Here is a 24304-nt window from a genome sequence, read left to right as displayed (position 1 = left end):
ATGATTATGGAAACATTTCTTGGCCTGGATTATAATGTTTGGTGGTTCCTCGTATTCGGGGGTGTGATTAGCGGGTATGCCATTCTCGATGGCTTTGACCTTGGCGCGGGTGCCCTCCACCTTTTATTAAGAAAAGAGCAAAGCCGCCGGATCGCGCTCAATGCAATTGGCCCGGTTTGGGATGGTAATGAAGTATGGCTGGTGATTGGGGGCGGGGCACTGTTTGCCGGCTTTCCGGTGGCCTATGCCGCCATCTTCTCGGCATTTTATATGCCCTTTATGGTATTTCTCATTGGGATCATCTTTCGGGCAGTCGCCATCGAATTCAGGAGTAAGGAACCAATGTTATGGTGGCGCAAAACCTGGGATATCGTTTATTGCGGCGCCTGTATCATTATTGCCCTATCATTAGGCCTAATGTTGGGCAACGTGGCGCTCGGTATTCCGCTTGATGAGAACAAGGAGTTTGCAGGTAACTGGCTATCGTTTTTCAACCCATTTGCCTTCATGGTGTCGATCACTACCTTGGCGCTTTTCATGGTACATGGTTCTATCTATCTAACCATGAAGACAGAGAAACGATTGTATGCAAGGCTGCGGATCCTGTCGCGCAACTTTATTATTTTCTTCGTGCTCAGTTTTGTGATCACAACTTTATACACATTACTATATGTACCGCACCTCAGCGATTTTTTCCGCACCAATCCGGCAGCTTTTATTATTCCTTGTCTGATGGTGCTGAGCATCGCCAATATACCCCGTCAGATAAAGAAAGGGAAATACCGGTATGCATTTATCAGTTCGGCCATAACCATTGCATTGCTGCTCATCATGGTAGCTTTGGAAGTGTACCCTTATTTATTGTATTCAACGGTAAATCCTGCGAATAGTATCACTGTGCACAATGGGGCTTCATCATACAAGACGATGAAGATACTATTAACCATTGCGGTGATCGGCACGCCACTGGTGGCCATTTATACATCTTTCGTATTCTGGACCTTTAAGGGAAAGGTAAAGCTGGATGAAATGAGTTACTAGTGCAGTTATTGCCACAATTCCGGATCAGAAATATTACAGCGTATTCATAAAGCAAACGGTCAGCTCCAGGAGCTGACCGTTTTTTATTTACACAATAGCACCCACTCTTTCAAGAAGGGCCTTGGTTTTCTTAATGCCTTCTTCAGGACTTAACTTGTCGCCTTCAAACTCGATACCGATGTAGCCGGTAAAGCCTGCATCCTTCACGATCTTCAGCATTTTGTTATAGTCAGTTTCAATGCAATTACCCTGTGCATCGAAATCATATGCTTTTGCACTTACTCCTTTGGCGTAGGGCATCAGTTCCTGCGTGCCTTTATATCGATCGTATTCTTCCACACACTTGCCGTCGAACATGCCTTTACCATCGCGCTTGATGCAGAAATTACCAAAGTCGGGCAGGGTACCCACATTGGGTTTGTTGACGCCTTTCATAACAGCGGCCAGCCAGGCTCCATCGGAAGTATAACCCCCATGGTTTTCCACAATTACATTGATGCCTGCTTTAGCACCATATTCGCCCAGGCGGCCGAGACCATCGATGGCTGCTTTCTGCACATCTTCGCGGCTTCCTTCACCGTGGGCATTGACACGAATGGTAACACACCCGAGGTATTTGGCAGCATCTACCCATTTATAATGGTTTTCCACAGCCTGCAATCTTTCCTTATCGTTGGGCGACCCCAGCGAACCTTCACCATCGCACATAATGAGATGGTTCTTCACACCATTATCGTTACACCGCTTTAAAAGTTCGGCCAGGTATTTTTCATCTTTGGCCTTGTCTTTGAAAAATTGGTTTACATATTCCACCACGCTAATGCCATAATCTCTTTTGGCTACGAGCGGAAAGTCAAGATTATCCAGTTTCTTTTCCCACAGTGGTTTGTGCAGGGACCATTGAGCCAGCGAAATTTCAAAAAATAGCTTACCTGCTGCAGTGGCAGCAGGAGTGCTTACAGAGTCTGCTTTGGTAGTATCTGAAGAAGGTTCGTTGCCTCCACAGGCAGCTAAACCTGTAGATACGACACCAAAGCCGGCGGCAAGGCCACCCAGCTGTTGAAGAAAACGACGACGATTGGTTGACATAGCAAATGTTTTTTCGAATAGCAATTAATGGAAATGATCTCAGGGAGACTGAAAATACGACATTAAAAGCGAAAATTCGCGTACCCGCTTAACGAATGCTGATGTTCATTTGCTGCGTGTGTCCCTGCCTGTCCTGCAATAACAATGTATACTTACCTTTTTCAAGGAACAACGCTTTTTTTAGTCCGGATTGCTCAATTTCAATTACATCATACGGAATCGCATCACCTGTATTTTCGCCCGCCACATAGGCTTTCGCGAGGAGTGGAAATTCTACTGTCAACTTATTTTCCGGAATAAAGTAAGCTTTTCGATGCCCAGCGAGCGACAGCCAATGGGGTCGTCCGTGAATAAGCCTCGTGCGGGGATGGTAAAGGCGGATATCATAGGAGCTATCGCGGGCAAGGCCATTATAGTAAGACCCCGCACCATCCACTAGTACAGAAGGAACACTTGCAGATATGTATGGGTAATCGGAGAGTTCAAACTTAGGTGCCGAATGCTCGGTTAGCGCTTCCTGGTTAATGGTAAAGGGGTCGATACCGGTATACTCTTTCAATCTGCCGGCCATTGCTTTTTCCCACGCCGGGTAGGGTCCTTCAACGACATGTGAATAACCAACATGAAGAAGGTATTTGCCAGGATGGGTTTTCATGAAGTCTGTAATATTCTTCGCCTGGTCAATTTCGCGTTCTTTGTTATTGTGAAATCCACCGTTTCGCTTTTCATCAGTTTCATAGGGGAAAACTGTGAAACCTACACGTAAAGCTTCACGCACGAGGTTGCCAAACTGCGGCTCACGCATATACCATCCGGTTGACCACGTGGGATATTTTCGTTGATGGAGCGTTGTGTCGATATAACCGAAGGTTTCCAGACCCAGATAGCGGTAACCTTCGTTGTACAACCCTTTCAGTAAAGAAGTAGTAAATGTGCGATGAAGTGGTTGATGATGCGCTTCGTTGATGATGATGACCTGTTCTTTTTTAGCCCTTTCCAGAATGTACTCCCTGGCGCTTTGGGGCTTAAACCGGCTAAGGTAAATCGAGTCTTCGGGAGAAAGCCTTCTATTGCGGCCACGGCCGCCGTTGGAAGAATCGGCCAGGGCCAGCATTTCGAAATAAGCGCCCATGCGCGAAAGGTCGTCTGCGGCAAACTGGTATTTCCAGGGCGTTGTATCCCGTTGCAGACTTGAGTCGATTGCTTCCTTAAACCGGTACGGGTTTTTATCGAGCTGCGCCTGTGTAGCGGATGACACCCCAATAGCGATAATGCAGAGAAGTAGTTTCATAATGCGGCTAATGTATTGTTTTGGATAACCTAGAGAGCAATCCTGAGGGGGTGTACATACGGACTGCCCTTATTAAAACCAGCCTTTTTTGCGGAACATCCACAACATCCATATGGGTACCAGCAACATGAGCCCTACAGCAATAAAAAATCCCCACTTGTTGTGAATAGAGGGAATGAATTCGAAGTTCATGCCAAAAATGCCGCCAATTACCGTGGCGGGTGCCAGTAGACAGGTTACAATGGCCATCACTTTCATCACCTCGTTCAACTTCAGGTTTACGTTGTTGATATAGAGGTCCTGCATGCTGGTCATCATATCGCGGTAGTTCTCGCTGAGATCATATGCCTGTATGATATGGTCGTAAACGTCTTTAAAATATTTGGTGGTACGATCGTCGAGCAGGTCACTTTCGCTGCGGATAATGCCATTGAGTAAGTCGCGCACAGGGGCAATATTTCTTTTTAACACGATCAGTTCTTTCCGAAGCTGGTTGATGCGCGCCAATGACCGTGTATTGCTGCGGCGTATTACTTCTTCTTCTACCAACTCGACCTGTTCGCCCAGTTTTTCCATAACCAGGAAATAATTGTCGACAATGATATCGAGCATGGCGTACAGCAAATAATCTGCAGTGCGCTGGCGGATCTTGCTGTTGCCCATTTTCAATCTGAGGCGAATGGGGTCAAACACATCCCGGTCGGCATCTTCCTGGAAAGAGATCACAAAATCTTTACCTAATACAATGCTGATCTGTTCGGTTTCTACAGTTCGGGTAGAATCGTTAAAGTACAACATGTTGAGCAGGCAGTACAGCACCCCTTCTACTTCATCCATTTTTGGACGCTGGTGCATGCTGAGAATATCTTCGATCAGCAGGGGGTGAATGCCAAACTGGTTGCAGATGGATTCCACATCTGCTTTGCGGATACCATCAATATTGATCCAACTGATCAGGCTGTTGTGGCGAAAAGCGAAACAATCCTCTACTTTACTCAGTTTCTGCTCTTCTACCTTCTCGGTGTTATAATTGTATACGGTAATAGAGATATCCGCCGCTTCTTCCCGTTGGGGAACTGCGGTGGGATTGATATGGAAGATCTCTTTGGTTCGGTGTGTACCGAACAACGATGGCAAACCAAGATAACGGAGATATTTCTGCGGACTCATAACTAATTTATCACTGAAAAATTAAGCATAATAACCATACCTAAAAAATAATGCCCCATATTGCTATGAGGCATCATTGTCGAAAAGACTATAGTGAGGTTATTCTATGTTGCCCAATTCGAGATCCACGCCATGTGGGTTACCCTCCACCTTGAGCAGGGCGGGGAAGGCAGGGTTGTTCAGGATCCATAGGCGGGCACTGCTCCCGGCTACCTCTACCTGAATAGCATCATAACTTTTACCACCCACTTTCAAGCCGGCCTGGTCACCTTGTTTTACGGTAAAGGTGGCATCGTTGTATACGAATTTTTTGTCCTGCTGCAGGCTGCTCCACTGTGCTTTGGATAAAAGCAGTACTGTTGTTTCATCGGATAGTTCTTCATCGGTACCGGCTGTAGGCTGGCTCCAGTATCCGTGCTTTGCAGATTCCAGGGCTTTTTTCTTCATCACCCAGCCACCGGATCCCATACCCTCGATGGTCCAGCCGATCCTTACGTATTCGCTGCCCAGGGAGTCTACCACTGCGGTAAAAGGAATGTTCTGACCACCTGTGAACAAAGTATAACTGAACTTGGAACCCTTTTTGATGACGGGGTTCAATTTATCCTGTGCGAGCACGGTAACGGCGCTGAAGAAAGAAAGGACCAGGAGGAGCTTTTTCATGGTGTGTGTTTAATTGGTGTTTAAGCGAATGTACCCCAAACAAAAAAAATCGCCAAACCGGGTTGTACCGGAAAGGCGATTTTTGATCTTAGATAACTTTTTGATAAGATGAGCTGCTAAACGCAGCACCACCCTTACAACTTACCGTATAAATTGCGGAGTTTGTCGCGGGTCATGATCTTTTCCCAATCTTTCCCCAATGCATTTTCCCAAAGAGGCTTCATGCCGAGCGACACATTGATCATGGTATCGAACTGTTCCTCACTCAGGCCTTTGCAGATACCCACAGGGATATCGATCTTGTTTTTATCGACCATTCGCTTGAATTCTTCCACACCGGCCGGGTAGTACTCTTCAAGATGGTTCATGACGATACAGTTGCCGATACCATGCTTGGTGCCCAGCAGGTAGCTGAGGCCATAGCTCACCGCATGGGCCACGCCCACCTGCGAGTACGCGATACTCATACCGCCTGCATAAGAAGCCATCATCAGTTTATCATCACACTCCTCATCCCACTGGTCCTTTTCCAGGAACACATATTGGCACAATTCGAGGGCCTTTTCGCCGTAGGATTTGCTGAATTCATTCAGGAACGTACCCTCGAGACTTTCTATACAATGGATATAGCAATCCATGCCGGTATAGAAACGCTGATTCACGGGGGCATTGGCCGTTAACGCCGGGTCCAGCACAATCTGGTCGAAAGGGGTGAAATCGGAATTCATGCCCAATTTGCGGGTAGGCCCTGTCAATACAGTAGTGCGCGATACTTCTGCACCGGTGCCACTGAGCGTGGGTATACCGGCTTTGTAAACGCCTGGTTGCTTTACCAGATCCCAACCCTGATAATCGGCCGAAGAGCCGGGGTTGTTCATCATCAGGGAAACAGCTTTACCAAGGTCCATGGCCGATCCGCCGCCAATGGCGATGATACCGCTAACGGTACCGAATTCGGCTTTGAGCTCGCCAGCCAGCTTATCTACGTAAGTTGTTTTAGGTTCATAAGTAACGTCTACAAATACCACTTTATCCTTACCACGCAGCGGAATCCGGTTTACCAGGGCTTTACCTTCAAAGTAATGATCCACAAAGAAGATCATGGGTGCTTCGCCCAGGCGGCGCGGCGCTAATATTTCATCAAGCTGATCAAAACTACCGCGGCCATACACCACGTAGTCCACCATTTTAAAATTTCTGAATTTCATCCCTATGATATTTTTTAATGAGTGCAACAGGAAACGCCTTGATAACAATTACCGCAAGGGCTTTATTGCCCAAGGCAGTTCATATAACCATTTTTATGTTCTGTTGATCGATGCAAATCATCCACCAACCCAATCAAATCGGCAGGTGAAGGTAAGTGTAGAAAATAAAGTAACAAAAACGGGCTACAGGGCGAAGTAAGGCCGGATTTGTCGTGACAAGGTGTAAAAAGAGATAACAGAGCGACCCATTGAGCGGATTTCTTATAATACCAGCAGGAAAAGACAGGGAAGCAGGGAAAAATAAAACGCAGCCAACTGCTGCGTTTTTGGAGAGCCTAAACCAAAATGCTGAGTTTCGAGTGAATAAATAACCGCATTTACTCCGGTGCTTACGCAAAAACCGGAAAAGTATCTTGAATTTGGATTTACTATACTGTATTGGATTGTAAAAGCCAGGTAAGGTTCAAACAGAGGCCGTTTAGCAGGCCGGTAGACAAACGTTTTAGCACAGGTGAACGGAGTGCAATAAAATTAATTATTTTTAAAGCATGTGATCAAACTAACTCCGTCTTTTTTTGAGAAATGTGCATAATCTCTTCCAGTTTAGCCAGAAACTGCCGGAATATTTTCAACGCAAACCGTTGCGTAACTTATCAATTCGGCAAAATGCCGCATCCTGAATCTATTACTAATTCATTGTATATTATATAAATACTATAGCTACCCGGCTACCAGTGCCGCCGCACCGAAAACGCCGGCGCTATCACCCAGGGCCGGCCGTAGCACAGGCACTTCGACTCCATTATTAAATATGTGATTTTTCAGCGATTCTACCCCTGCCTTGTAAATGACGTCAATATTGCCAACGCCTCCACCCACAACGATTACATCCGGATCCAGCAGGTTAGTGACTACCGAAACGGCCTTTCCAAAGTAGTATGCCAGCCGGTCAATGGTTTTTCGCGCTGCCGGGTCGTCTCCCCTGGAAAAGGCTGCCACGATCTCTTTCAGCGTTTGCGACCGCCCGGTGAGGGATTTATAGTAAAGCTGTAAAGCAGGCCCCGCCAGTACCTTTTCAACGCATCCCACCTTTCCGCAATAACAAGGACCACCCGATTCGTCGAGGTAATTGTGCCCCCATTCGCCGGCGATACCATGGCGACCGTTCCAAACCTGTCCGTTAATCACAATGCCGCCGCCTACACCCGTACCCATGATAATCCCGAATACCACCCGCGCGTCGGGCACCTGTTGTTTAACCACTCCCCAGTGGGTTTCGGCCAGGGCAAAACAGTTTGCATCATTGGCCAGCACCACCGGCACTTGCAAGGCCGCTTCCAGGTCTTTGCGCAGCGGCTGCCCGTTCAATTCCGTGCTGTTGCAGTTTTTCATGGTCTGTAAGCGGGGGTCGAGCTCTCCCGGTGTACCGAAGCCGATGCGGCCTGGTGTTAATCCCGACTCGCTTTGCATGATGCCGACCAGCTTTTTGATCTGCTGAACGATATGGTCGTAACCCTTGTAGGCTTCTGTATCGATACGGGTACGCAACAAAGGATTTGCATCGTTGGCCGAAGGCAGTATCACTCCTTCTATTTTGGTGCCGCCCAGGTCGATGCCCCATAAAGGATTACTCATGGCAAAGCAAGTTTAGTATGAAGGAAGGGTAAGCTTCCGTATTATAATGATCAGAGCAATTTCTCTGCACGTTCCAGATCTTCAGGCGTATCGATTTCCACCCCCATATAATCAACCACGATCATGCGCAGGGGAACTCCGTACTCCAGGTATCGCAGGCACTCCACTTTCTCGGCAGCTTCCAATGGCGTCATGGGCCAATTGGTAAAGTTTAGCAATGCCTGCTTGCGAAAAGCGTATACACCAATATGTTCATAATAGGTGATGGGTGCGGTGGTGCTGCGCGGATAAGGGATTACGCTCCGGCTGAACATCAGCGAATTCATCTTCCGGTCAACCGCCACTTTCACGAAATTGGGATCGTTGATCTGCTCTTGTTCATGCAGCACCTGCATCATAGAGGCTACCTGTACTGTTTCGTCCTGGAAACATTGCAGCAATTGCTGCAGGGGTTTTGTTTTAATGAAAGGGGTATCTCCCTGCACATTCAGTACAATATCCACATCCATATCGGCAACGGCTTCGGCAATGCGGTCGCTGCCGCTTTCATGTTCCTGTACGCTCATCCTGGCATTTCCGCCATTGGATACGATCTCCTGGTATATTACATCACTATCGGTTACCACCCAAACTTCATCGAATAAACCGGTAGCGAGGGTGTTGTCATAAGTGTGCCGGATAACGCTTTTACCTTTCAACTGCTGCATCAGTTTCGCCGGAAACCTTGTGGCGGCATACCGTGCAGGGATCATTGCAATCACTTTTGCCATATGTAGTATTTCGTGCTGTAAAGATAACGGTTGCCCGCAAATTTAAGGATGCACCGGGTGGCGGTTAACCAGGTCCGGCAAACAGCGTTCGGCCGATAAACTACCGGCAATAGTATTCACGCAGCAGGCGGCCAAAGTTCAACACGGCCGATTTGCCGCTTACCGTGCCGCTATTGCAAAGTACAATAATGCCGATCTTCTTTTCCCGGATGATGGTCGTGTAGTTGCTGAACAGGTCGCTGCGGCCCAGGTAATAGTGGATGCGCATTTTTTTCCAGCTATCTGTTTCCCAACCCATAGACAGGCCGGGTTGTGGGTTCAGCAATAACTCAGCGGATGCAGCGCTGATGTTGGATCGTTTGTGCTCAAGCGCCTTCAGCATATCCTGCATGAAAACGATGTAGTCCTTGAGCGATATGTTGATATCGGTAGCAGGAGCTATATAGGTCATGGTGGTTGATGCCAGGCCGGCCTGCAAAATACCCATCGACTCGCCGTGACCCGCTGGCTGCAGAGAATCGGATAACCTTGGCTGGCCAAAACGGGCAGCGATATTGAGCGGCTTGTTGATGTATATCCCAATTAGTTCTTCCCACGATTTGCCGGAAGTTTTTTCCATCATGGAAGCCGCTATCACGGTACCGGCTGCTGAATACACGGGCTGACTGCTATCGATGATCAATAAGGGCGGGTTTTTCAGTACCAGTGTCGCGAAACTTCTGCGTTGCTCGGTTTTGGAGCCGGCGATCCGGGGCAATTCTTTAAAATCATCGGGCTGGGTGTAAGGTCGAATGCCGGCTCTTTGCGCCAGCAACTGACGCAGCGTTACTGTATGGTATAATTTCATGGTCTTCCCATTCACTTCGGGAAGCGCCTTCACAATCGATGTATTCCACGACAATTTACCAGCTTCAATGAGCTTGGCACCTACATAGGCAGTAAAGGCAGTGGAGTTTGAACCTGTATAAAAGCGGTCGGTAATGCGGATGCTGTCTTTTTTGCGAAACTCCCTGACACCAGAAGCGCCGATATCAAGCACCTGATCAGCATCAAAAACAGCATATACTAAACCAGGCACGCCACGGTATTTGCGAATACTATCTGCTATGAGCGAAAAAGCCTGGGAGAAAGCAGGGGCACAGCATACCATCCAAAGTACAATACAGCACAACTTTTTCATGATTACCTTTTCTATGAGAATTGGGGTCTTTCAACTTAGGTCAGTAGTCGGTCTTGATGGTATTGTCAAAAGGAAGTCGGAGTTGATATTTAAGGTTCTCATCGGTGTTGCTGTCCAGTACATCGAGCCCATACTGCAGGTTCCTTGGATCTTCATAAGCGAAGGTGCCAAAGATACGATCCCACAGGGAGAAAATATTAGCATAATTCGTATCTGTGTAAGGGCGTTTATAATGGTGATGAACCTTGTGCATATTGGGCGATACGAATATCCAGCTGATGGGCTTATCGAGCCATACCGGTACCCGGATATTGGCATGGTTGAAATGCGTGAAGATCGCCGCCATACTGCGGTATAAAAAATACATGCCGATCGGAAGCCCCAGCACCAGGGCGCCAACAATCGTAGTGGCTTCGCGGAAAAGCCATTCACCGGGATGATGCCGGGTACCGGTAGTTACATCGACCTTGGTGTCGCTGTGATGGATCATGTGAAATTTCCACATCCATTTTATCTTGTGCATGGCATAATGAGGGGCATACTGACCAAAGAAATCCATAAAGAAAAGCCCCAACAGCATATTGGCCCACAACGGAAGCGAAAGCCAGTTTAACAGGCCAATGTCATTTACAGTAACCCATCTGCAAACGGCGATGGTGATGCTGCCCAGTAATAAATTCAAAATAACCGTGGTAAGAAGAAAGAGCAGGTTTACGCCGGCATGCCTGTACCGTTTGAAGGAGAACCGGATCATGGGGTAGTAGCCTTCCAGCAGCCAGAAGAACACCATACCGCCCAGCAGAATGGCCATCCGCTGCCAGCTTTCAATATGCTCCCAAAATTGCATGAAGGACTCCATAGGCACTTGCATCGTTTCAATGGTAATTTACGGTAAAAATCGGGAAAAGCAGGGTGGATGTGGGTTTACGCAGCCGCAGGCCGGCAATCAGGGCAATAATTGTTCTTCTTGTTTATTGGGCAGGTCTTCAAATTCGAACCTGCAGTCGAAACAATGGTACACTTGGTGCAGGGAGATGGGCTGTTTGCCCGAGATCCAGGAAAAAATGAGGGTGAGCAGGCTTTTCGGTGGTTCGCCCTGAGTTACATAATGCACGTTGGTCGAGCTGCATTTGGGACAAGTAAGCGATTGCCGGTAGGTTTGGTCAAACCGGTCAAGCAGATCCAGGGCGCGCCCCACCTGCGCTTCATGCACCATCAACCGGATACTCCCTACCGGATTGGTAAGGATGGGGGTATGTTCATCCTGCAAATAGGCGCGGATATGTTCTGCTTCGAGGCGTTGCAGCATCAGGTTGGCCGGAATATAATTATCAAACGATCGGAGAACAACAAACACAGGCATTCCGTTTTGAGTGTTGAAAACGCTCCTGAAAGGTAAATGAAAAAGCCGGATAAACTATCCGGCTTGTATCGTTTTAACGCCGCTACCACAATAGCTGGCAGGCCAATAAGATCGGTCTATTAGCTGTTGAGCATCAATGGCATTACCAGCATCAGCATCTCTTCATTTTCATCCTGCTCGGTTGGCTTGATGATGCCTGCTTTGGTAGGTGTGGAGAGCTCCACCACCACATCATCACTTTCTGCAGCATTCAGCATTTCGATGAGGAATTTGGCATTGAAAGCAATGGCCAGGTCTTCGCCATCATATTGACATTTCATTCTTTCAGTACCCTCGAATGAGAAATCAACGTCTTGTGCGGCCAGTTGCAGCTCGCTGCCGCTGATATTCAATACTACCTGGTTGGTGCTCTTGTTACTGAACACGCTAACACGGCGCAGGGCACTTTGAAAATCGCTCTTGGTGATGGTCAGTTTATAAGGATTGTCGGCAGGGATAACCACTTTATAGTCCGGAAAACGGGCGTCGATGAGGCGACAGCTCATTTGGGTGGTACCATGCTTTACAAAAAGGTGGTTGCTGTTGTAGCTAACAGTCAGCTCATCTTCATTTACCGGCAGGGCGCCCTTCAACAGGTTCAGCGGCTTTTTGGGAACGATCAGTGAATCGGTCTTGGGGCAGCTTACATCCTTGCGTTTGTAACGAACCAGGCGGTGTGCGTCGGTAGCAACGAACTGCAGTCCTTTTTTATCCATCTCAAAGAAAACACCAGTCATGGCAGGGCGAAGGTCGTCGCTGCTCACGGCAAACAGGGTCTTGTTAATGGCAGTCACCAAAGCGGCCGAACTGATCGTAAAGTTCGATGTATCATCAGCTACGGGCTCTTTGGGGAAATTGTCTGGATTTTCACCCATCACCTTGTACTTTCCGTTATCACTGGTGATCTCTACACTGTAATTTTTATCAATATTGAAGGTGAGCGGCTGATCGGGAATATTTTTCAGCGAGTCCATCAGGATCTTGGCAGGAATACAAACGCGGCCGGTATCCTTGGCTTCAACATCCATTTGCACTTTCATCACAGTTTCGAGGTCGGTAGCCACCACAGTGAGTCTGTTCTTATCGATCTCGAACAAAAAATCTTCCAAAATGGGCAAAACCGTGTTGGCGTTGATAACACCACTAATCTGCTGTAACTGTTTCAATAAAGCCGAAGAAGAAACGATGAACTTCATAAGCTGGTTAAAGATTTGAGCAAATATAGAATTATGAACAATACGCACCACCGTATATTTTTAAACAGATAAATCACAAATACATCTATTTGAGGGCATAAGAAGCGCAAACAGGCCCTTGCCACCCTTTACACCGCGGTGTTCTGGCAATCACGCCATTGCGTCGGAAACGACCCTTTTTAATGCAGTTTACTTTTTGCATGGTCCCTGTCGGGAAAAGCAAAACCGCCAACAACATGTTTGATATAGCTGTCATTTAAAACGGCGTTGGTCCGAATTCTTTGCGGGTCGGGTAGGGATGGTTGAGAAAGTCGATGATCGGCCGTATTTTCGTTCGGCTATGCTGCTGTCTGTAATTATTGTAAATTATAATGTAAAGTACTTTCTGGAACAATGCCTTTGTTCGGTCGAAAAGGCAATAGGCCACCGGGCTGGTCAGGAAGAAAATATTTTACGCGGGCAAACAGAGGTTTGGGTGGTCGACAACCAATCTACAGATGGCAGTGTTGAATACCTGCAGGCCCGATTTCCCTTTGTAAGTTTTATCACCAACACGGAGAATAAAGGCTTTGCGCGGGCCAATAACCAGGCACTGCAGCATTGCACCGGAAAATATGTGTTGTACCTGAATCCCGACACGATCGTACCGGAAGCGGCATTTCACCAATGCCTCCAATTCATGGAAGACCATCCGCGGGCTGGTGCGCTGGGTGTGTACATGATCGACGGCAGTGGAAAATACCTGCCCGAATCGAAACGGGCGTTTCCTACACCCTGGGTGTCGTTTTGTAAAATGACTGGCCTCACAGCCGGTTTCCCTACATCAAAACTGTTTGCACGCTATTATGCAGGCCATTTGTCGCCTGCTTCCGTGCACGAAATAGATGTGATATCGGGCGCTTTTATGTGGGTGCGCAAAGAAGTACTCGACCAGACAGGTGGATTCGACGAACGTTTTTTCATGTACGCCGAAGACATCGACCTGAGCTACCGGATCCAGCAGGCCGGATACACGAATTATTTTTTACCCGCTCCGGTTATCATTCATTTCAAGGGCGAAAGTACCCGCCGCGATGCCCGTTACACCCGGTTATTTTATACGGCCATGATCCTTTTTGTGGATAAGCATTTTAAAGGAATCGGAGCCTGGTGGTACAAACAGTTGCTGCGGGGTTTTATTAAGCTCAGGAACCTGGCAGGGCCGGGCGCAATAGCAGCCAATGATCCGGAAGGTGTAAGCCAGGTATCAAAACTATCCTATGTGGGCGATGAAAACTCTGCCAATGAAATAAAGGCCATTGCGGCTGGCAACCTCGTACAAGTAGCCGGTGATCCGGTGAACGGTGCAGCTCAAGTTCTCTGTGAAGGCGCAACATTTTCTTATACATCTCTTATCGGGAAACTTTCCGCTTCAAATGGTTCGGGTAAGATCTTTATCCATGGATTTCGAACCCGTAGTGCTGTCGCCAGTACCAGGAAGGATCGGCGGGGCACAACCTTATCGTGACAACTATGGATAGGCGTAATTAATCACCACTTTAAAACTGGGCTGGCACAGTCGATAAAATATTATTAGGATCGCCGGGCGTTGGGGCCCGGCGATCCTTTTTTTAGCAGGCAGGTTAACAGGCCACCAAAACCTTTGCACATCCTGCATGCCGTGCTTGTATGATAAGTTCATTTGTTTGTTGCTTCCCGTAGGATATACCGGCACTTAGTACTAAGGTATAGTCACTTTTACCGGGCAAAGAAGGAATGGCGAGGTCCAATACAGTCCCAATACTTCCTTCAGCTACCGGGTACCAGGAGGTTTTTGCTGTAACAACAGGGATCTTTTCATACAGGAAATCTACGGGCATGTACTTTTTTCCCTCTTCGGCAAATACCACATCGGGCACCAAACCCAGCGATACGATGACGCGGAACCATGGATAGATATCTGGCGCGAAAAAGCTGATCCCCGGCAGCAGATCGGGTATTTGCACTGTCGCAGCTCCCGTTTCGCGGCTTAAGTAAAAATCGAGTGGAAACCGGATCGTTGAATCGAAAGGATTATTCCGGTTCAGTGAAAAGCCATTTAACAGCTGCGGATAGGCCGATAACCGAACGCTTCTTTTGGCCCAGTCATTTTCGCCATCCAAAACCTGGATAGGCATCATCATCGCGTTCAACCGCCCGGCGATATTGTGATCGGCCAGCGGTTTTTGATCCTGTAATGCGCGCATAATGTACTTCGCAGCTTTGGCGCGTCCTGCAAACTCCGAGATATTATTGCGTACCTGGTGAAGTTTGGGATCGGTCCTGATCTTTTCTTTCGAAGGACCGCCTTTACGCCGGATAACGGGATGTTCAACTCCGCGCATTTTGTAGATAGAAAGACCGTCGATGGTTCCGAGGATGCCGAGGCCAAGCCCGGCTACAATTTTAGCCATGAGACAGAAGGTTTTAATTGATGTGCAAATACATAGTCACGATCTGCATGTGGCTGGCTGGTAGAAAAAACATTTGCCTGACCCCGGACAGGTAAGCAAAGCATTTTTGGTTGGTTCCCCGCAGATATCCCGATCCTTTAAATAACCTGATATCATCGGGATAATATCGGGGCATATAGGGGATATCTACGGGAAATGAGGAGAAATGGATTTAGAAATACTATAAATAGTTACTTGTAATAGTGGAAAGGGAAAATCGCCGGCATAAAAGTACGAGGTCTAAATGCATCACTGGCGGAGTCGACGCTTTGCCGTTGCGAAGTTGAACCAGGGATAGGGATCGATCTGTTTATCGAGGTCGGACATCCAGACCTCTAATTCATATAAGCCATCACTGTTTGTCGATGTTATTTTTCCTATCGGTTGAGCAGTCTGAATTAGATCGCCCCGCTTTACAAAAGCAGTATCCAAATTCGCGTAGGAAAAGAAGTAACCTTCTGTTTGAATGAAAACGGCCCGCGTTCCATCGACCTCAAAAACGGACAACACTTTGCCCGGCCCCGATGCTTTTAACAGCATTACACTGTCGGAATAGAAAATTAGTCCGTAATGTGGCGGGCAGGCTATGTTCAACTCGGAAGAAAGCCGCCCGTTCCGGCGCTCATAAGTGTCCAGCTCACAAAATCGATCCACCGGCAGCGGCAACTTACCTTTTAAAGAATCCAGACCCTTTAGCCGTCCCTTTCCACTTTGGCCGATTGCACTCAGCTGTGTAAAACAAATAATCAAGAGAAAGAGGAGGGCCAACCAGCCGTCAGTTATCGGGTTTAGTTTCGTGCTGATCCCTTTCATTTTGATAGAGTTGCAGGTTTTTGCGGTTAAACGACCGCGTAGCACCCCATATTTCCCTCTAAAAAGTTAAAGTATAGCCGACTTTTTGACAGTTGCACCCCCTGCCATGGCCATTTAAGCATTACAATTCCCTGTAATCCCTTAATTTTGAATTTGCCTGACCAAACCGGCTAAGAACCTAATGGCATTAATTGATATTTCCTTACCCCCCTCGATAGCAAAAGCCTTGCGATTGCCTGCACGTTCACCCCGCAGGCAACAGATTAGGGTATTGAGGAAATTGCTCAAGAAAGCCCGCTTTACCGAATTCGGGCAGAAGTACCGCTTTGATGAGATCCTGCTGAGCAAACATGCCGGTAAGAAATTTCAACAACTCGTTCCCACTTACGACTATAATAAAATATACGACGCCTGGTGGCATAAAACCCTCGAAGGCCGACCCGATATCTGCTGGCCAGGCAAGATCAAATTCTTTGCCCTCAGCTCCGGTACCTCCGAATCGGCCAGTAAATACCTCCCCATCACCAATGACCTGATGCGCGGTAACAAGATCGTGATGATCAAGCAGCTATTGAGCCTGCGTACTTATCACGATATCTCCGTAAAAAGCATTGGTAAGGGATGGTTGATGCTCGGCGGCAGCACCGATCTGCAAAAAGGCCCGGGCTACTATGCCGGCGACCTTAGCGGCATTACCGCCAAGAAAGTACCTTTCTGGTTCTCGCCTTTCTATAAGCCCGGCAAAAAGATCGCCCGTACCAAAGACTGGAACAGTAAGATCGAGGCCATCGTGGAAGAGGCCCCCAACTGGGATATCGGCTTTGTAGTGGGTGTGCCCGCCTGGATCCAGATGTGCATGGAAAAGATCATTGAACGTTACAACCTCAAATCCATTCACGATATGTGGCCCAACCTGGCCTTCTTCGTGCATGGCGGCGTATCGTTCGAACCGTATAAAAAAGGATTCGAGAAACTGGTGGCCAAGCCACTCACCTATATTGAAACGTACCTCGCCTCAGAAGGATTTATCGCCTACCAGGACAGGCAGTTTGCCAAAGGCATGCACCTGTCGTTGAACGATCATATCTTTTTCGAGTTTGTTCCCTTCAACGATAAGAATTTCGACAGCGACGGCAATATCGCCGAAGATGCCGAAGCACTTATGATCCACGAGGTGGAGGAAGGAAAGGACTACGCCATCCTGATCAGCACCACCGCCGGCGCCTGGCGTTACCTGATCGGCGATACCGTTCGTTTTGTAGACAAAGAAAAATGCGAGATCATCATCACCGGCCGCACCAAACACTTCCTCAGTCTCGTAGGCGAGCACCTGAGCGTTGATAATATGAACAAAGCGGTTCAGCTGGTGGCCGATGAAATGAACCTCTGCATTCCGGAGTACACCGTGGCCGGCGTACCCCATGGTCTTTTCTTTGCGCACCAATGGTATATTGCCTGCGACGACCAGCTGGATGCCGAGATTGTGCGGCAGAAGATCGATGAAAAATTAAAAGACCTGAACGACGACTATGCGGTAGAAAGGAACAGCGCCCTGAAAGATGTTTACCTTAAAATACTCCCCGAATCCAGCTTCATGGAATTTATGCGCCTCAAAGGAAAGATTGGCGGACAACATAAATTTCCCCGTGTGATGAAGGGCAAAATGTATGAAGACTGGGTAAAATTTCTGGAAACCGGCACGCTGTAGCGATCCTGCTCTTACGGCACTACCTGCTTATATAAAAAAAGCGCAGCTATGTAATCTGTTCTTTTTCACAAGTCTGATTATTTGTAAATTGTCGCTTTATTAACCTACCACTCCAGAGAGCGCATGTGGCAAGCCATCATCAACGGGTTAATGCTTGGATGTATCCTTGCCTTATCGGTAGGACCCGTGATCTTTACTGTCATCAAACAAAGCCTCAACAACGGACACACCGGTGGCTTTAGCTTTGTAGCGGGCGTTTGGATCAGCGATATACTCCTCGTCGTGATCAGCAACGCGTTCTCTTCTCTCGTTGCGGAACTGCTCGAATACAAAAGTATTATTGGCTTTATCGGCAGCGCTTTCCTGATGGGCATGGGTGTTTACTATCTGTTCTTTAAGAAAGTTACGCTACGCACCGATGCCGATGGAAACATTGCGCGCGTTCGAAAACGGGATATTTTACAGATCATTTCCAGCGGCTTTTTGATCAATACCCTTAACCCCAGCGTTTTTATATTCTGGCTGGCCACAGCTACCACTATGGCCGCCAAATTCAATTTCGAGCAAAGGCTGATTATCTTTGGTGTTTGTATAGCTTTAAATATAGCCGCCGATAGCTTTAAGGTTCTACTGGCCGGCAAACTCCGCAAAAGACTTACGCTGCATACCATCAGTGTCATCAATAAGGTGTCGGGGGTTATCCTCGTAGGTTTTGGAATGGCGCTACTGTACGGCACAATATTTTTGGCAAAGGAAATTCAGTAAACCGGTCAACCGTTGCCGGTATCCGGGTGTTCATAGAGAGGCAGTGCCATTAGTCTTAACAAATCCTTAGATGAATTAATTATCATACAGCAGTAACTTGGCCTCACATGAAGACATTTATACTCCTCATAACAATTCTTGTTTCTACCTTCTCCTTATTTTCCCAGCAGTCTGATTTCCTGGTGCTCAAAAAGCGCAATAACCGAACGATAAAAACCTATTACACGGGTGCCTTTATTTCGGGCGAAACCCACAACGGTTTCCGCATTAATGGTTTTATTACCGACATACGAAACGATTCTGTTTTCTTTCGCCAGGAAGAAAGACAGCAGGTGGGTACCGACTTTGGGACAACGCTCGATACTGTAGTGTATCACCTCGGTATCGATTACCGGGAGATCAAGCGCTACAACTATTCCGACAAATACGTTTGGGGAGGAAAAAAGGGATTTGTACAGGTGGCCCTTCCCAAGATCATGATGATTGGCGGCGTTGGCTATATTATCCTGGAATCGGTCAACACTATTTACCGGAAAGAGTCATTTAGTGATGACGGTAAATTATTGGGTATGGGCATTGCTGCCGGCATAGCGGTTGCCGGATACCTCATGCAGCATTACCAGGATAGAAACCGCGATGCCGGCCGAAGGTATAAGGTGGTTTATGTGAAAGCGGCTGATGTGAAGAAGGGGTTCTGATAACTCCGGAGTTGCCTGTTGAGGCCATTGAAACGGCAAATCCCTCCCTGGAGGCTTTCACGTTCTATACTTTCGGGTTATCTTGCAGCCCAAGCAATTTAACCCGGCATGGCCATCAAAACCAAAGGATTGGGTCTTCGTATTTGGCGTATCCTTAAACGAGTCTTCATTTTCCTGTTCATATTTCAGCTATTCTATATCCTCCTGCTCAAGTGGGTAGATCCTCCTTTTACGCTTACCCAGCTGGGTAGCTTCATCACGGGTAAGGGATTGAAGCGGGATTATGTGGACATCAAAGAAATGTCGCCCTATGCCCGCCTGGCTGTGATTTGCTCGGAAGACCAGCTTTTTCCCGACCACAATGGCTTCGACTGGAAGCATATTGAAAAGGCGATGAAGAACAACGAAAAACGCCCCAACCGGATCAAGGGCGCTTCGACCATCAGCCAGCAGGTGGCCAAAAATGTGTTCCTATGGCAAGGTCGCAGCTGGTTTAGAAAAGGGTTGGAAGTTTACTTCACGTTCATGATCGAATTGATATGGGGTAAAAAGCGCATCCTCGAAATGTACCTCAATGTTGCCGAGATGGGGAAGGGTGTGTTTGGTATCGAAGCAGCGGCACAAGCCTATTTTAAAAAGCCGGCCTCGAAACTTACTCGTATGGAAGCTGCCATGATCGCCGCCTCTTTACCCAATCCCAAAGAATATACCGTAAAACCCATGTCGCGTTATGTGGCCTGGAAATACCCCTGGGTGCTTCGCCAAATGAATAACCTGCAGGAAGACGAGGATATTCAACAACTCATTCAATAAACTATCTTGTCAACGGCACCTGCCAGCCAATTACTCACAGGTTAATTTGGTTCCTGTACTATTCATGGAAGGGCTGTTGGCTATGCAACTGCCGATCGCGAAGCGGAAGGTGTATTTTCCCTGCGGCAATGGGGCGCTGGTTTGGAGTGTAAAAGGCTGTACAACTTCTTTGAGGTCGCGCAGGCACAATCCCGAAGGGAATGTGAGCACCTTGTCGTTTTCATTTTCAAAAGCCAACAGGATGGCTACGGTATCGTAGGGCGCCTGTTGATAATGGGACAGGTAATTTGCCGGCGACACGATGGTACCGCTTACCGACAGCTGCTTGTTAACAAGTACCGGTTTGTTTTCACATTTAATATTGACCCGGCTGAAAGAATAATACGGCGTATAGACATGACTGGCCAGGTTCGCCGACTTTTCGAAGCGCTCCAACTGGGTCAACCCGTCGTAATTACCTACCACCATTACCCGCCTGCCGATCAACGAATCTTCTATGGGCCAGTAGTTATAATTGTTTCTGCGGTATTCGATATTGTTCATGGACAAGGCAGGCCTTTGGCTATAAAACCAATATTTAGATGCCTTTTGATAGGTGCCAATGAAAACAACGGGTAAACCCTGCGCTCTATCCCGTATTTCATTTACCCAATCTTTGTTGTTATGGAACTCGTCTTTTCGTATCCAGGAAGCCCTTGGTACTACGGGCAGCATATAAATGCGCGCCAACAAGATCAACCCGAGGGTGATGGGCAAACTTTTATACAACCAGGTTTGCCAGGCGAATTGCTTAACGAGAAATTGATGACTCAACACGATCAGTGCGATAAAGGCAGGGACCGTCCAGTTGGCTTCTACCCGACCCCTGAAACTGCTGAGCAGAAAAAAACCATAAAAAGTAATCAACGTAAACTTCAGGGCCCGCTCCAATGCCTCCTGTGGCTTGTAGTCTAACGCCGACTTCATCAGCAACCAACCCATCAGTGGTCCTGCCATTGCCACTTGACCAACCAGGTATTCGATGGTGTACTTGGTGTGGTAGGACGGGGCCACCCTTTCGAACAAATGAAATTGTACCGATGGAAAGCCATGGGTATACTGCCAGTAAAGGTGAGGAGTAAAAGCCAGCAGCGCAATGAGCGTAACCAAATAGGTTTGATACCGGGTAAATAATTTCGGGTTAGAAGCCAATGTGGCCAACACAATGAGTACGCCGTGATATTTACTGTACATCATCAGCGCAACGCTGATACCCAGCAGGAGGGTCCACCACAGATTCATATATTCCAGGAAACGCTTGTAGATCCAGAAGTAGAGTGCTACAAAAAACAACAGGGGGATGTCGGGCACCGCAATAATGCCGCCTATTTGCACGATGGCAATGGAACACACGATGGCGTAGAAAAGGTAAGGATCCTTTTTTGCCAATAGTTGTTGGGTAATAAAGATCGTGGCGGTATTGAGTAAGACGATAAAAAAGCGAACGCCCAGTTCGTTGTGAAAGATCGCATACCCGGCTTTGATGAGCAGGGCTACCATGGGCGGATGATCGAAATAGCCCCAATCGGGAAACTGCGTGTAAACCCAATAATATGCTTCATCATCGAAAAGCTCGGTAAAACCGGCCTGGATGAGGTTCAGTACGCACCAGCCAATATAAAATACCAGTTGATGATTCTTCTTAATAAAACTAAGCATATTCTACATGCGAAGGCGCAAAACAATGGCACGCACTCAATGGTTCAGAAATTCGTTAACAATCTTAACAGCTTTCTCCAGACGTTGTTCGTAGTTGCCCGAAATAATTGTCCAGGGCACGCCCTGGTTCAACATAATATCTTTGTATATATGATAAAGCTCCCGACGGCTTTCCAGATCGGGGTATTCCCTTAGTTCGTCTTTTACCCAGGGAAGGTCGGTATCGCAGAGCAGGTACAGGTCATAGGGTCGCAGGGCTATTTGTTCAAGTATCCATGGATGGCATTTTCCGAACACATATTCGCACCACACTTTCATTACATAGAGATCGGTGTCGATGAACAACAGGTTTGACGTTCCGCTGGCTTCGAGGGTAGCTGCCAACCGGTCTTCCTGGGCTACCTGTTGCTGCGCGATCACCAGCAGGTCTTCATAGGTATAGCGGGCACCATTCGTGATCAGGTATTCACGGGCATATTCAGGCACCCAACTGGTACCGAAATGATTGGCCAGTTGTTCGCACAGCGTGCTTTTGCCCGTCGATTCGGGGCCTATTACCACCACTTTTTTGATCATGTTTAACAAACGCCAAATATACTACGCAATCACGAAGCGGGCGATTGCCTGGCCTGTTGTGCGCGTCTATTCCATTCGGCCCAGCCAAAACCGGCCATACAAAGCAATATGAAATAGAAAACACTGGTGAGAACGTAGCCTTTTACGAAGTAGAGTGGGATGGAAGCTATATTGGTGGCGATCCACCAAAACCAGCTTTCCACCTTCTTCTTGGCCATCAACCACATGCCAGTGAAGGCGGTGGCAGAGGCAAGTGCATCGGCCCAGGGAATGATCTCCGGAGAAAAGATCGTACGCAGCCAGGTAAGCGAACTGAAGAGCGCCACGTAGAAGAAACCAAAGAACAGGAAATGCTGGCCCCATTCTTTTTTAGTTGCGTGTTGTATTACGACCACATGGTGATGAGCTGCGTCTTTTTTTGCCCACAAAATCCAGCCGTAGACGCTCATAACCGAGTAATAGATATTAACGCTGGCTTCACCGGGAAGGTGAGCATCCAGGCTAAGGTAGGTATAGATAATTGTGCTTATAAGGCCAACGGGATATACCCAAATGTTCTCGATGCGGGAAAACCACACGCTGGCAATGCCGGTGAATACGGCGATGTATTCGAGCGGTTTGGTGTTTAAAATTCCATATACAAGTTGCTGCCAGACTTCGGATAAACTCATGCCGGTTTTAATCCCTCACAAAGGTTTTTAAGGTTGCGTAAGCCTTCTTCAAATTGCTTGTTGAGCGTTTTACTGAGGAAGGGGCCCATCAAACGGGCTAATGGATAGGGCAAATATCCGTGATTTTGCCAGGTAACCTTGGTTTCGCCATTACCCCATTCTTCAAATACCCAGTTGTCGCTGGCGAGGCTCTTCCATGGCTTTATGAATTCGAGGTTGAAGTGTACATGTTTTTGATCGATGCTGTGCAATACAAGCCGCCCTTCGCCGATCTTTTTTCCGCTCCACCAATAAGCGTGTCCCGGCGTTTCGGGAGTGCCTTTGATCTCCATTTTACTGCCAGGTTCTTTCATTTGCCAGGGGTTCCACCGGGCATAGTAATTAAGATCGGCTACCCGCGACATGACTTCTCTTACCGGCCTGAGTATAACCAGCGATTTCTCGATGTGATACTTGCCGGGCAAGTACAAGGCTATCACCAACAGGATAACGATGATGCCGATGATTACAGATATGATGTACAGAGCCAGCATTCGGTGGGTGCAGTTTAACTGTAATTTACAGCAACGCTGCAATAAAGTCAAGCCATTGCTACAATTATTGGTGGCTGCGATCGGGATGGCGTTAGCCAACGATGGTTGTTGGTAGGTAGCCTGGTACTGCAAATGAGCGCATAAGCTGTCAACAAACCGAAAAAGATCGCAGGAGAATAAGAAGGCGCTCATCGCTTCCATGCCGGAAGCTACAGGCTGCGAAATAAAAAAACCCTCCTGCCTGTGCGGCGGAAGGGTCGTTATAATGTGACGATCTAATGATCCGGGAGCTATTATTCAGCTTCTGCTACTACTTCCTTCACCTCGGGGATCATGCGCTTCATCATGCTCTCGATGCCCGCTTTGAGGGTGATCATTGAAGATGGACAACCACTGCAGGATCCCTGCAACATCAGGTTCACCACGCCTTCATCGTAGCTCTTAAACTGGATAGCACCGCCGTCCATTTCAACGGCTGGCTTTACATAGTTTTCCAACAGTTCTTTGATACGTTTAACCACATCGTCGTCGTCGGCAGAAACGGCATTGCTGCTTTGGGGAACGATGACAGCTACTTCATCTTCGTTGATAACTGGTTTTCCTTCTTCAAGGTATTCTTTCAGGAACTGACGGATGGTAGGGATCACATCGGTCCACTCAGTTTCGGAAGTTTTTGTGAGGGTTACGAAATTGCTGGCAATGAATACGGCCCTTATAAAAGGAAAACCGAACAATTCAATGGCCAGGGGAGAAGGTTTTGCGCTTTCAACATCTGGAAAATCAATGCTTTTGCCCGGGTACAATAACTTGTTCGCCACAAACTTCATGGTTTCCGGATTGGGAGTCATCTCCGTATAGATACTGATAACCGGACTGCCTGTTTTAATCATAATTTCCAGTATTTTATAGTACA

General features: G+C 47.6%; 24 protein-coding genes. 6 read left to right on the top strand and 18 right to left on the bottom strand.

From position 1 onward, the window contains the following. Positions 1-6 precede the first annotated feature (6 nt). On the top strand, positions 7-1041 hold the full coding sequence (cydB, locus tag P2H89_RS21455) for a cytochrome d ubiquinol oxidase subunit II (protein ID WP_275830721.1): 1035 nt from the start codon (positions 7-9) through the stop codon (positions 1039-1041). Positions 1042-1128: 87 nt separating this feature from the next. Here cydB and P2H89_RS21450 read toward each other — a convergent pair whose 3' ends face one another. The 11 genes from P2H89_RS21450 to dnaN form a co-directional block, all read right to left on the bottom strand. Then, the gene (locus P2H89_RS21450) at positions 1129-2130 is read right to left on the bottom strand and encodes a sugar phosphate isomerase/epimerase family protein (RefSeq protein ID WP_275830719.1); all 1002 of its coding nucleotides are present in this window, start codon (positions 2128-2130) and stop codon (positions 1129-1131) included. Between the two features lie 88 nt (positions 2131-2218). Further along, positions 2219-3421, bottom strand: a complete 1203-nt coding sequence (locus tag P2H89_RS21445; RefSeq protein ID WP_275830717.1) for a hypothetical protein — start codon at positions 3419-3421, stop codon at positions 2219-2221. Positions 3422-3493: 72 nt separating this feature from the next. After that, positions 3494-4591, bottom strand: coding sequence for a magnesium/cobalt transporter CorA (corA, locus tag P2H89_RS21440; protein WP_275830715.1), 1098 nt, complete (start codon positions 4589-4591; stop codon positions 3494-3496). A gap of 99 nt (positions 4592-4690) precedes the next feature. Further along, positions 4691-5254 carry a hypothetical protein gene (locus P2H89_RS21435; protein ID WP_275830713.1) on the bottom strand — a complete coding sequence of 188 codons (564 nt, stop codon included), beginning with the start codon at positions 5252-5254 and terminating at the stop codon, positions 4691-4693. A 134-nt stretch (positions 5255-5388) separates the two neighbouring features. Continuing rightward, the gene (locus P2H89_RS21430) at positions 5389-6462 is read right to left on the bottom strand and encodes an iron-containing alcohol dehydrogenase family protein (protein ID WP_275830711.1); all 1074 of its coding nucleotides are present in this window, start codon (positions 6460-6462) and stop codon (positions 5389-5391) included. A gap of 720 nt (positions 6463-7182) precedes the next feature. Further along, on the bottom strand, positions 7183-8097 hold the full coding sequence (locus tag P2H89_RS21425) for an ROK family protein (RefSeq protein ID WP_275830709.1): 915 nt from the start codon (positions 8095-8097) through the stop codon (positions 7183-7185). A gap of 50 nt (positions 8098-8147) precedes the next feature. After that, the gene (kdsB, locus tag P2H89_RS21420) at positions 8148-8867 is read right to left on the bottom strand and encodes a 3-deoxy-manno-octulosonate cytidylyltransferase (RefSeq protein ID WP_275830707.1); all 720 of its coding nucleotides are present in this window, start codon (positions 8865-8867) and stop codon (positions 8148-8150) included. 100 nt (positions 8868-8967) lie between these two features. Then, complete coding sequence (locus tag P2H89_RS21415; protein WP_275830704.1) at positions 8968-10047, bottom strand: serine hydrolase domain-containing protein; 1080 nt, start codon at positions 10045-10047, stop codon at positions 8968-8970. 40 nt (positions 10048-10087) lie between these two features. Then, entirely contained in the window at positions 10088-10906 is an 819-nt protein-coding gene (locus P2H89_RS21410; RefSeq protein ID WP_275830702.1) for a sterol desaturase family protein, read from the bottom strand. Between the two features lie 87 nt (positions 10907-10993). Beyond that, positions 10994-11404, bottom strand: a complete 411-nt coding sequence (locus P2H89_RS21405) for a DUF2007 domain-containing protein (protein ID WP_275830700.1) — start codon at positions 11402-11404, stop codon at positions 10994-10996. 125 nt (positions 11405-11529) lie between these two features. Beyond that, on the bottom strand, positions 11530-12645 hold the full coding sequence (gene dnaN / locus P2H89_RS21400) for a DNA polymerase III subunit beta (RefSeq protein WP_275830698.1): 1116 nt from the start codon (positions 12643-12645) through the stop codon (positions 11530-11532). 340 nt (positions 12646-12985) lie between these two features. Between dnaN and P2H89_RS21395 the strand changes: the two genes are divergently transcribed. Then, complete coding sequence (locus tag P2H89_RS21395; protein ID WP_275830696.1) at positions 12986-14152, top strand: glycosyltransferase family 2 protein; 1167 nt, start codon at positions 12986-12988, stop codon at positions 14150-14152. A 115-nt stretch (positions 14153-14267) separates the two neighbouring features. Here P2H89_RS21395 and P2H89_RS21390 read toward each other — a convergent pair whose 3' ends face one another. Both P2H89_RS21390 and P2H89_RS21385 read right to left on the bottom strand, forming a co-directional pair. After that, entirely contained in the window at positions 14268-15077 is an 810-nt protein-coding gene (locus tag P2H89_RS21390) for a hypothetical protein (RefSeq protein ID WP_275830694.1), read from the bottom strand. Between the two features lie 288 nt (positions 15078-15365). Next, positions 15366-15929, bottom strand: coding sequence for a M23 family metallopeptidase (locus P2H89_RS21385; RefSeq protein WP_275830692.1), 564 nt, complete (start codon positions 15927-15929; stop codon positions 15366-15368). A 181-nt stretch (positions 15930-16110) separates the two neighbouring features. Here P2H89_RS21385 and P2H89_RS21380 point away from each other — a divergent pair, with 181 nt between their 5' ends. The 4 genes from P2H89_RS21380 to mtgA all read left to right on the top strand — a co-directional run bounded on the left by P2H89_RS21380 (position 16111) and on the right by mtgA (position 19913). After that, complete coding sequence (locus P2H89_RS21380; protein ID WP_275830690.1) at positions 16111-17637, top strand: GH3 auxin-responsive promoter family protein; 1527 nt, start codon at positions 16111-16113, stop codon at positions 17635-17637. 123 nt (positions 17638-17760) lie between these two features. Further along, positions 17761-18402 carry a LysE family transporter gene (locus P2H89_RS21375; protein WP_275830688.1) on the top strand — a complete coding sequence of 214 codons (642 nt, stop codon included), beginning with the start codon at positions 17761-17763 and terminating at the stop codon, positions 18400-18402. Positions 18403-18509: 107 nt separating this feature from the next. Continuing rightward, positions 18510-19100, top strand: a complete 591-nt coding sequence (locus P2H89_RS21370; protein WP_275830686.1) for a hypothetical protein — start codon at positions 18510-18512, stop codon at positions 19098-19100. Between the two features lie 108 nt (positions 19101-19208). Further along, positions 19209-19913: a monofunctional biosynthetic peptidoglycan transglycosylase gene (gene mtgA / locus P2H89_RS21365; protein WP_275830684.1), complete on the top strand. Its 705-nt coding sequence runs from the start codon at positions 19209-19211 to the stop codon at positions 19911-19913. A 30-nt stretch (positions 19914-19943) separates the two neighbouring features. On the opposite strand, the gene P2H89_RS21360 is transcribed toward mtgA, so the two are convergent. From P2H89_RS21360 to P2H89_RS21340, 5 genes are all read right to left on the bottom strand, one after another. Beyond that, positions 19944-21611 carry a glycosyltransferase family 39 protein gene (locus P2H89_RS21360; protein WP_275830681.1) on the bottom strand — a complete coding sequence of 556 codons (1668 nt, stop codon included), beginning with the start codon at positions 21609-21611 and terminating at the stop codon, positions 19944-19946. 36 nt (positions 21612-21647) lie between these two features. Next, a complete protein-coding gene (locus P2H89_RS21355) occupies positions 21648-22187 on the bottom strand; it encodes an ATP-binding protein (protein ID WP_275831087.1) in 540 nt (179 codons plus the stop codon). A gap of 29 nt (positions 22188-22216) precedes the next feature. Next, complete coding sequence (gene pnuC, locus P2H89_RS21350) at positions 22217-22858, bottom strand: nicotinamide riboside transporter PnuC (RefSeq protein WP_275830679.1); 642 nt, start codon at positions 22856-22858, stop codon at positions 22217-22219. After that, positions 22855-23391 (bottom strand): SRPBCC family protein, encoded by a 537-nt coding sequence (locus P2H89_RS21345; protein ID WP_275830677.1) that lies wholly within the window; start codon positions 23389-23391, stop codon positions 22855-22857. Before P2H89_RS21345 ends, pnuC begins: the two co-directional genes overlap by 4 nt. Before the next feature lie 293 nt (positions 23392-23684). Beyond that, the gene (locus tag P2H89_RS21340) at positions 23685-24281 is read right to left on the bottom strand and encodes a NifU family protein (RefSeq protein ID WP_275830675.1); all 597 of its coding nucleotides are present in this window, start codon (positions 24279-24281) and stop codon (positions 23685-23687) included. Positions 24282-24304 lie beyond the last annotated feature (23 nt).

Origin of the sequence: Paraflavitalea sp. CAU 1676, assembly GCF_029223285.1 — a bacterium.
Lineage (GTDB): Bacteria > Bacteroidota > Bacteroidia > Chitinophagales > Chitinophagaceae > Paraflavitalea.
Note: the sequence above shows the minus strand (reverse complement) of the source record. Positions and strands in the feature narration are given on the sequence as shown.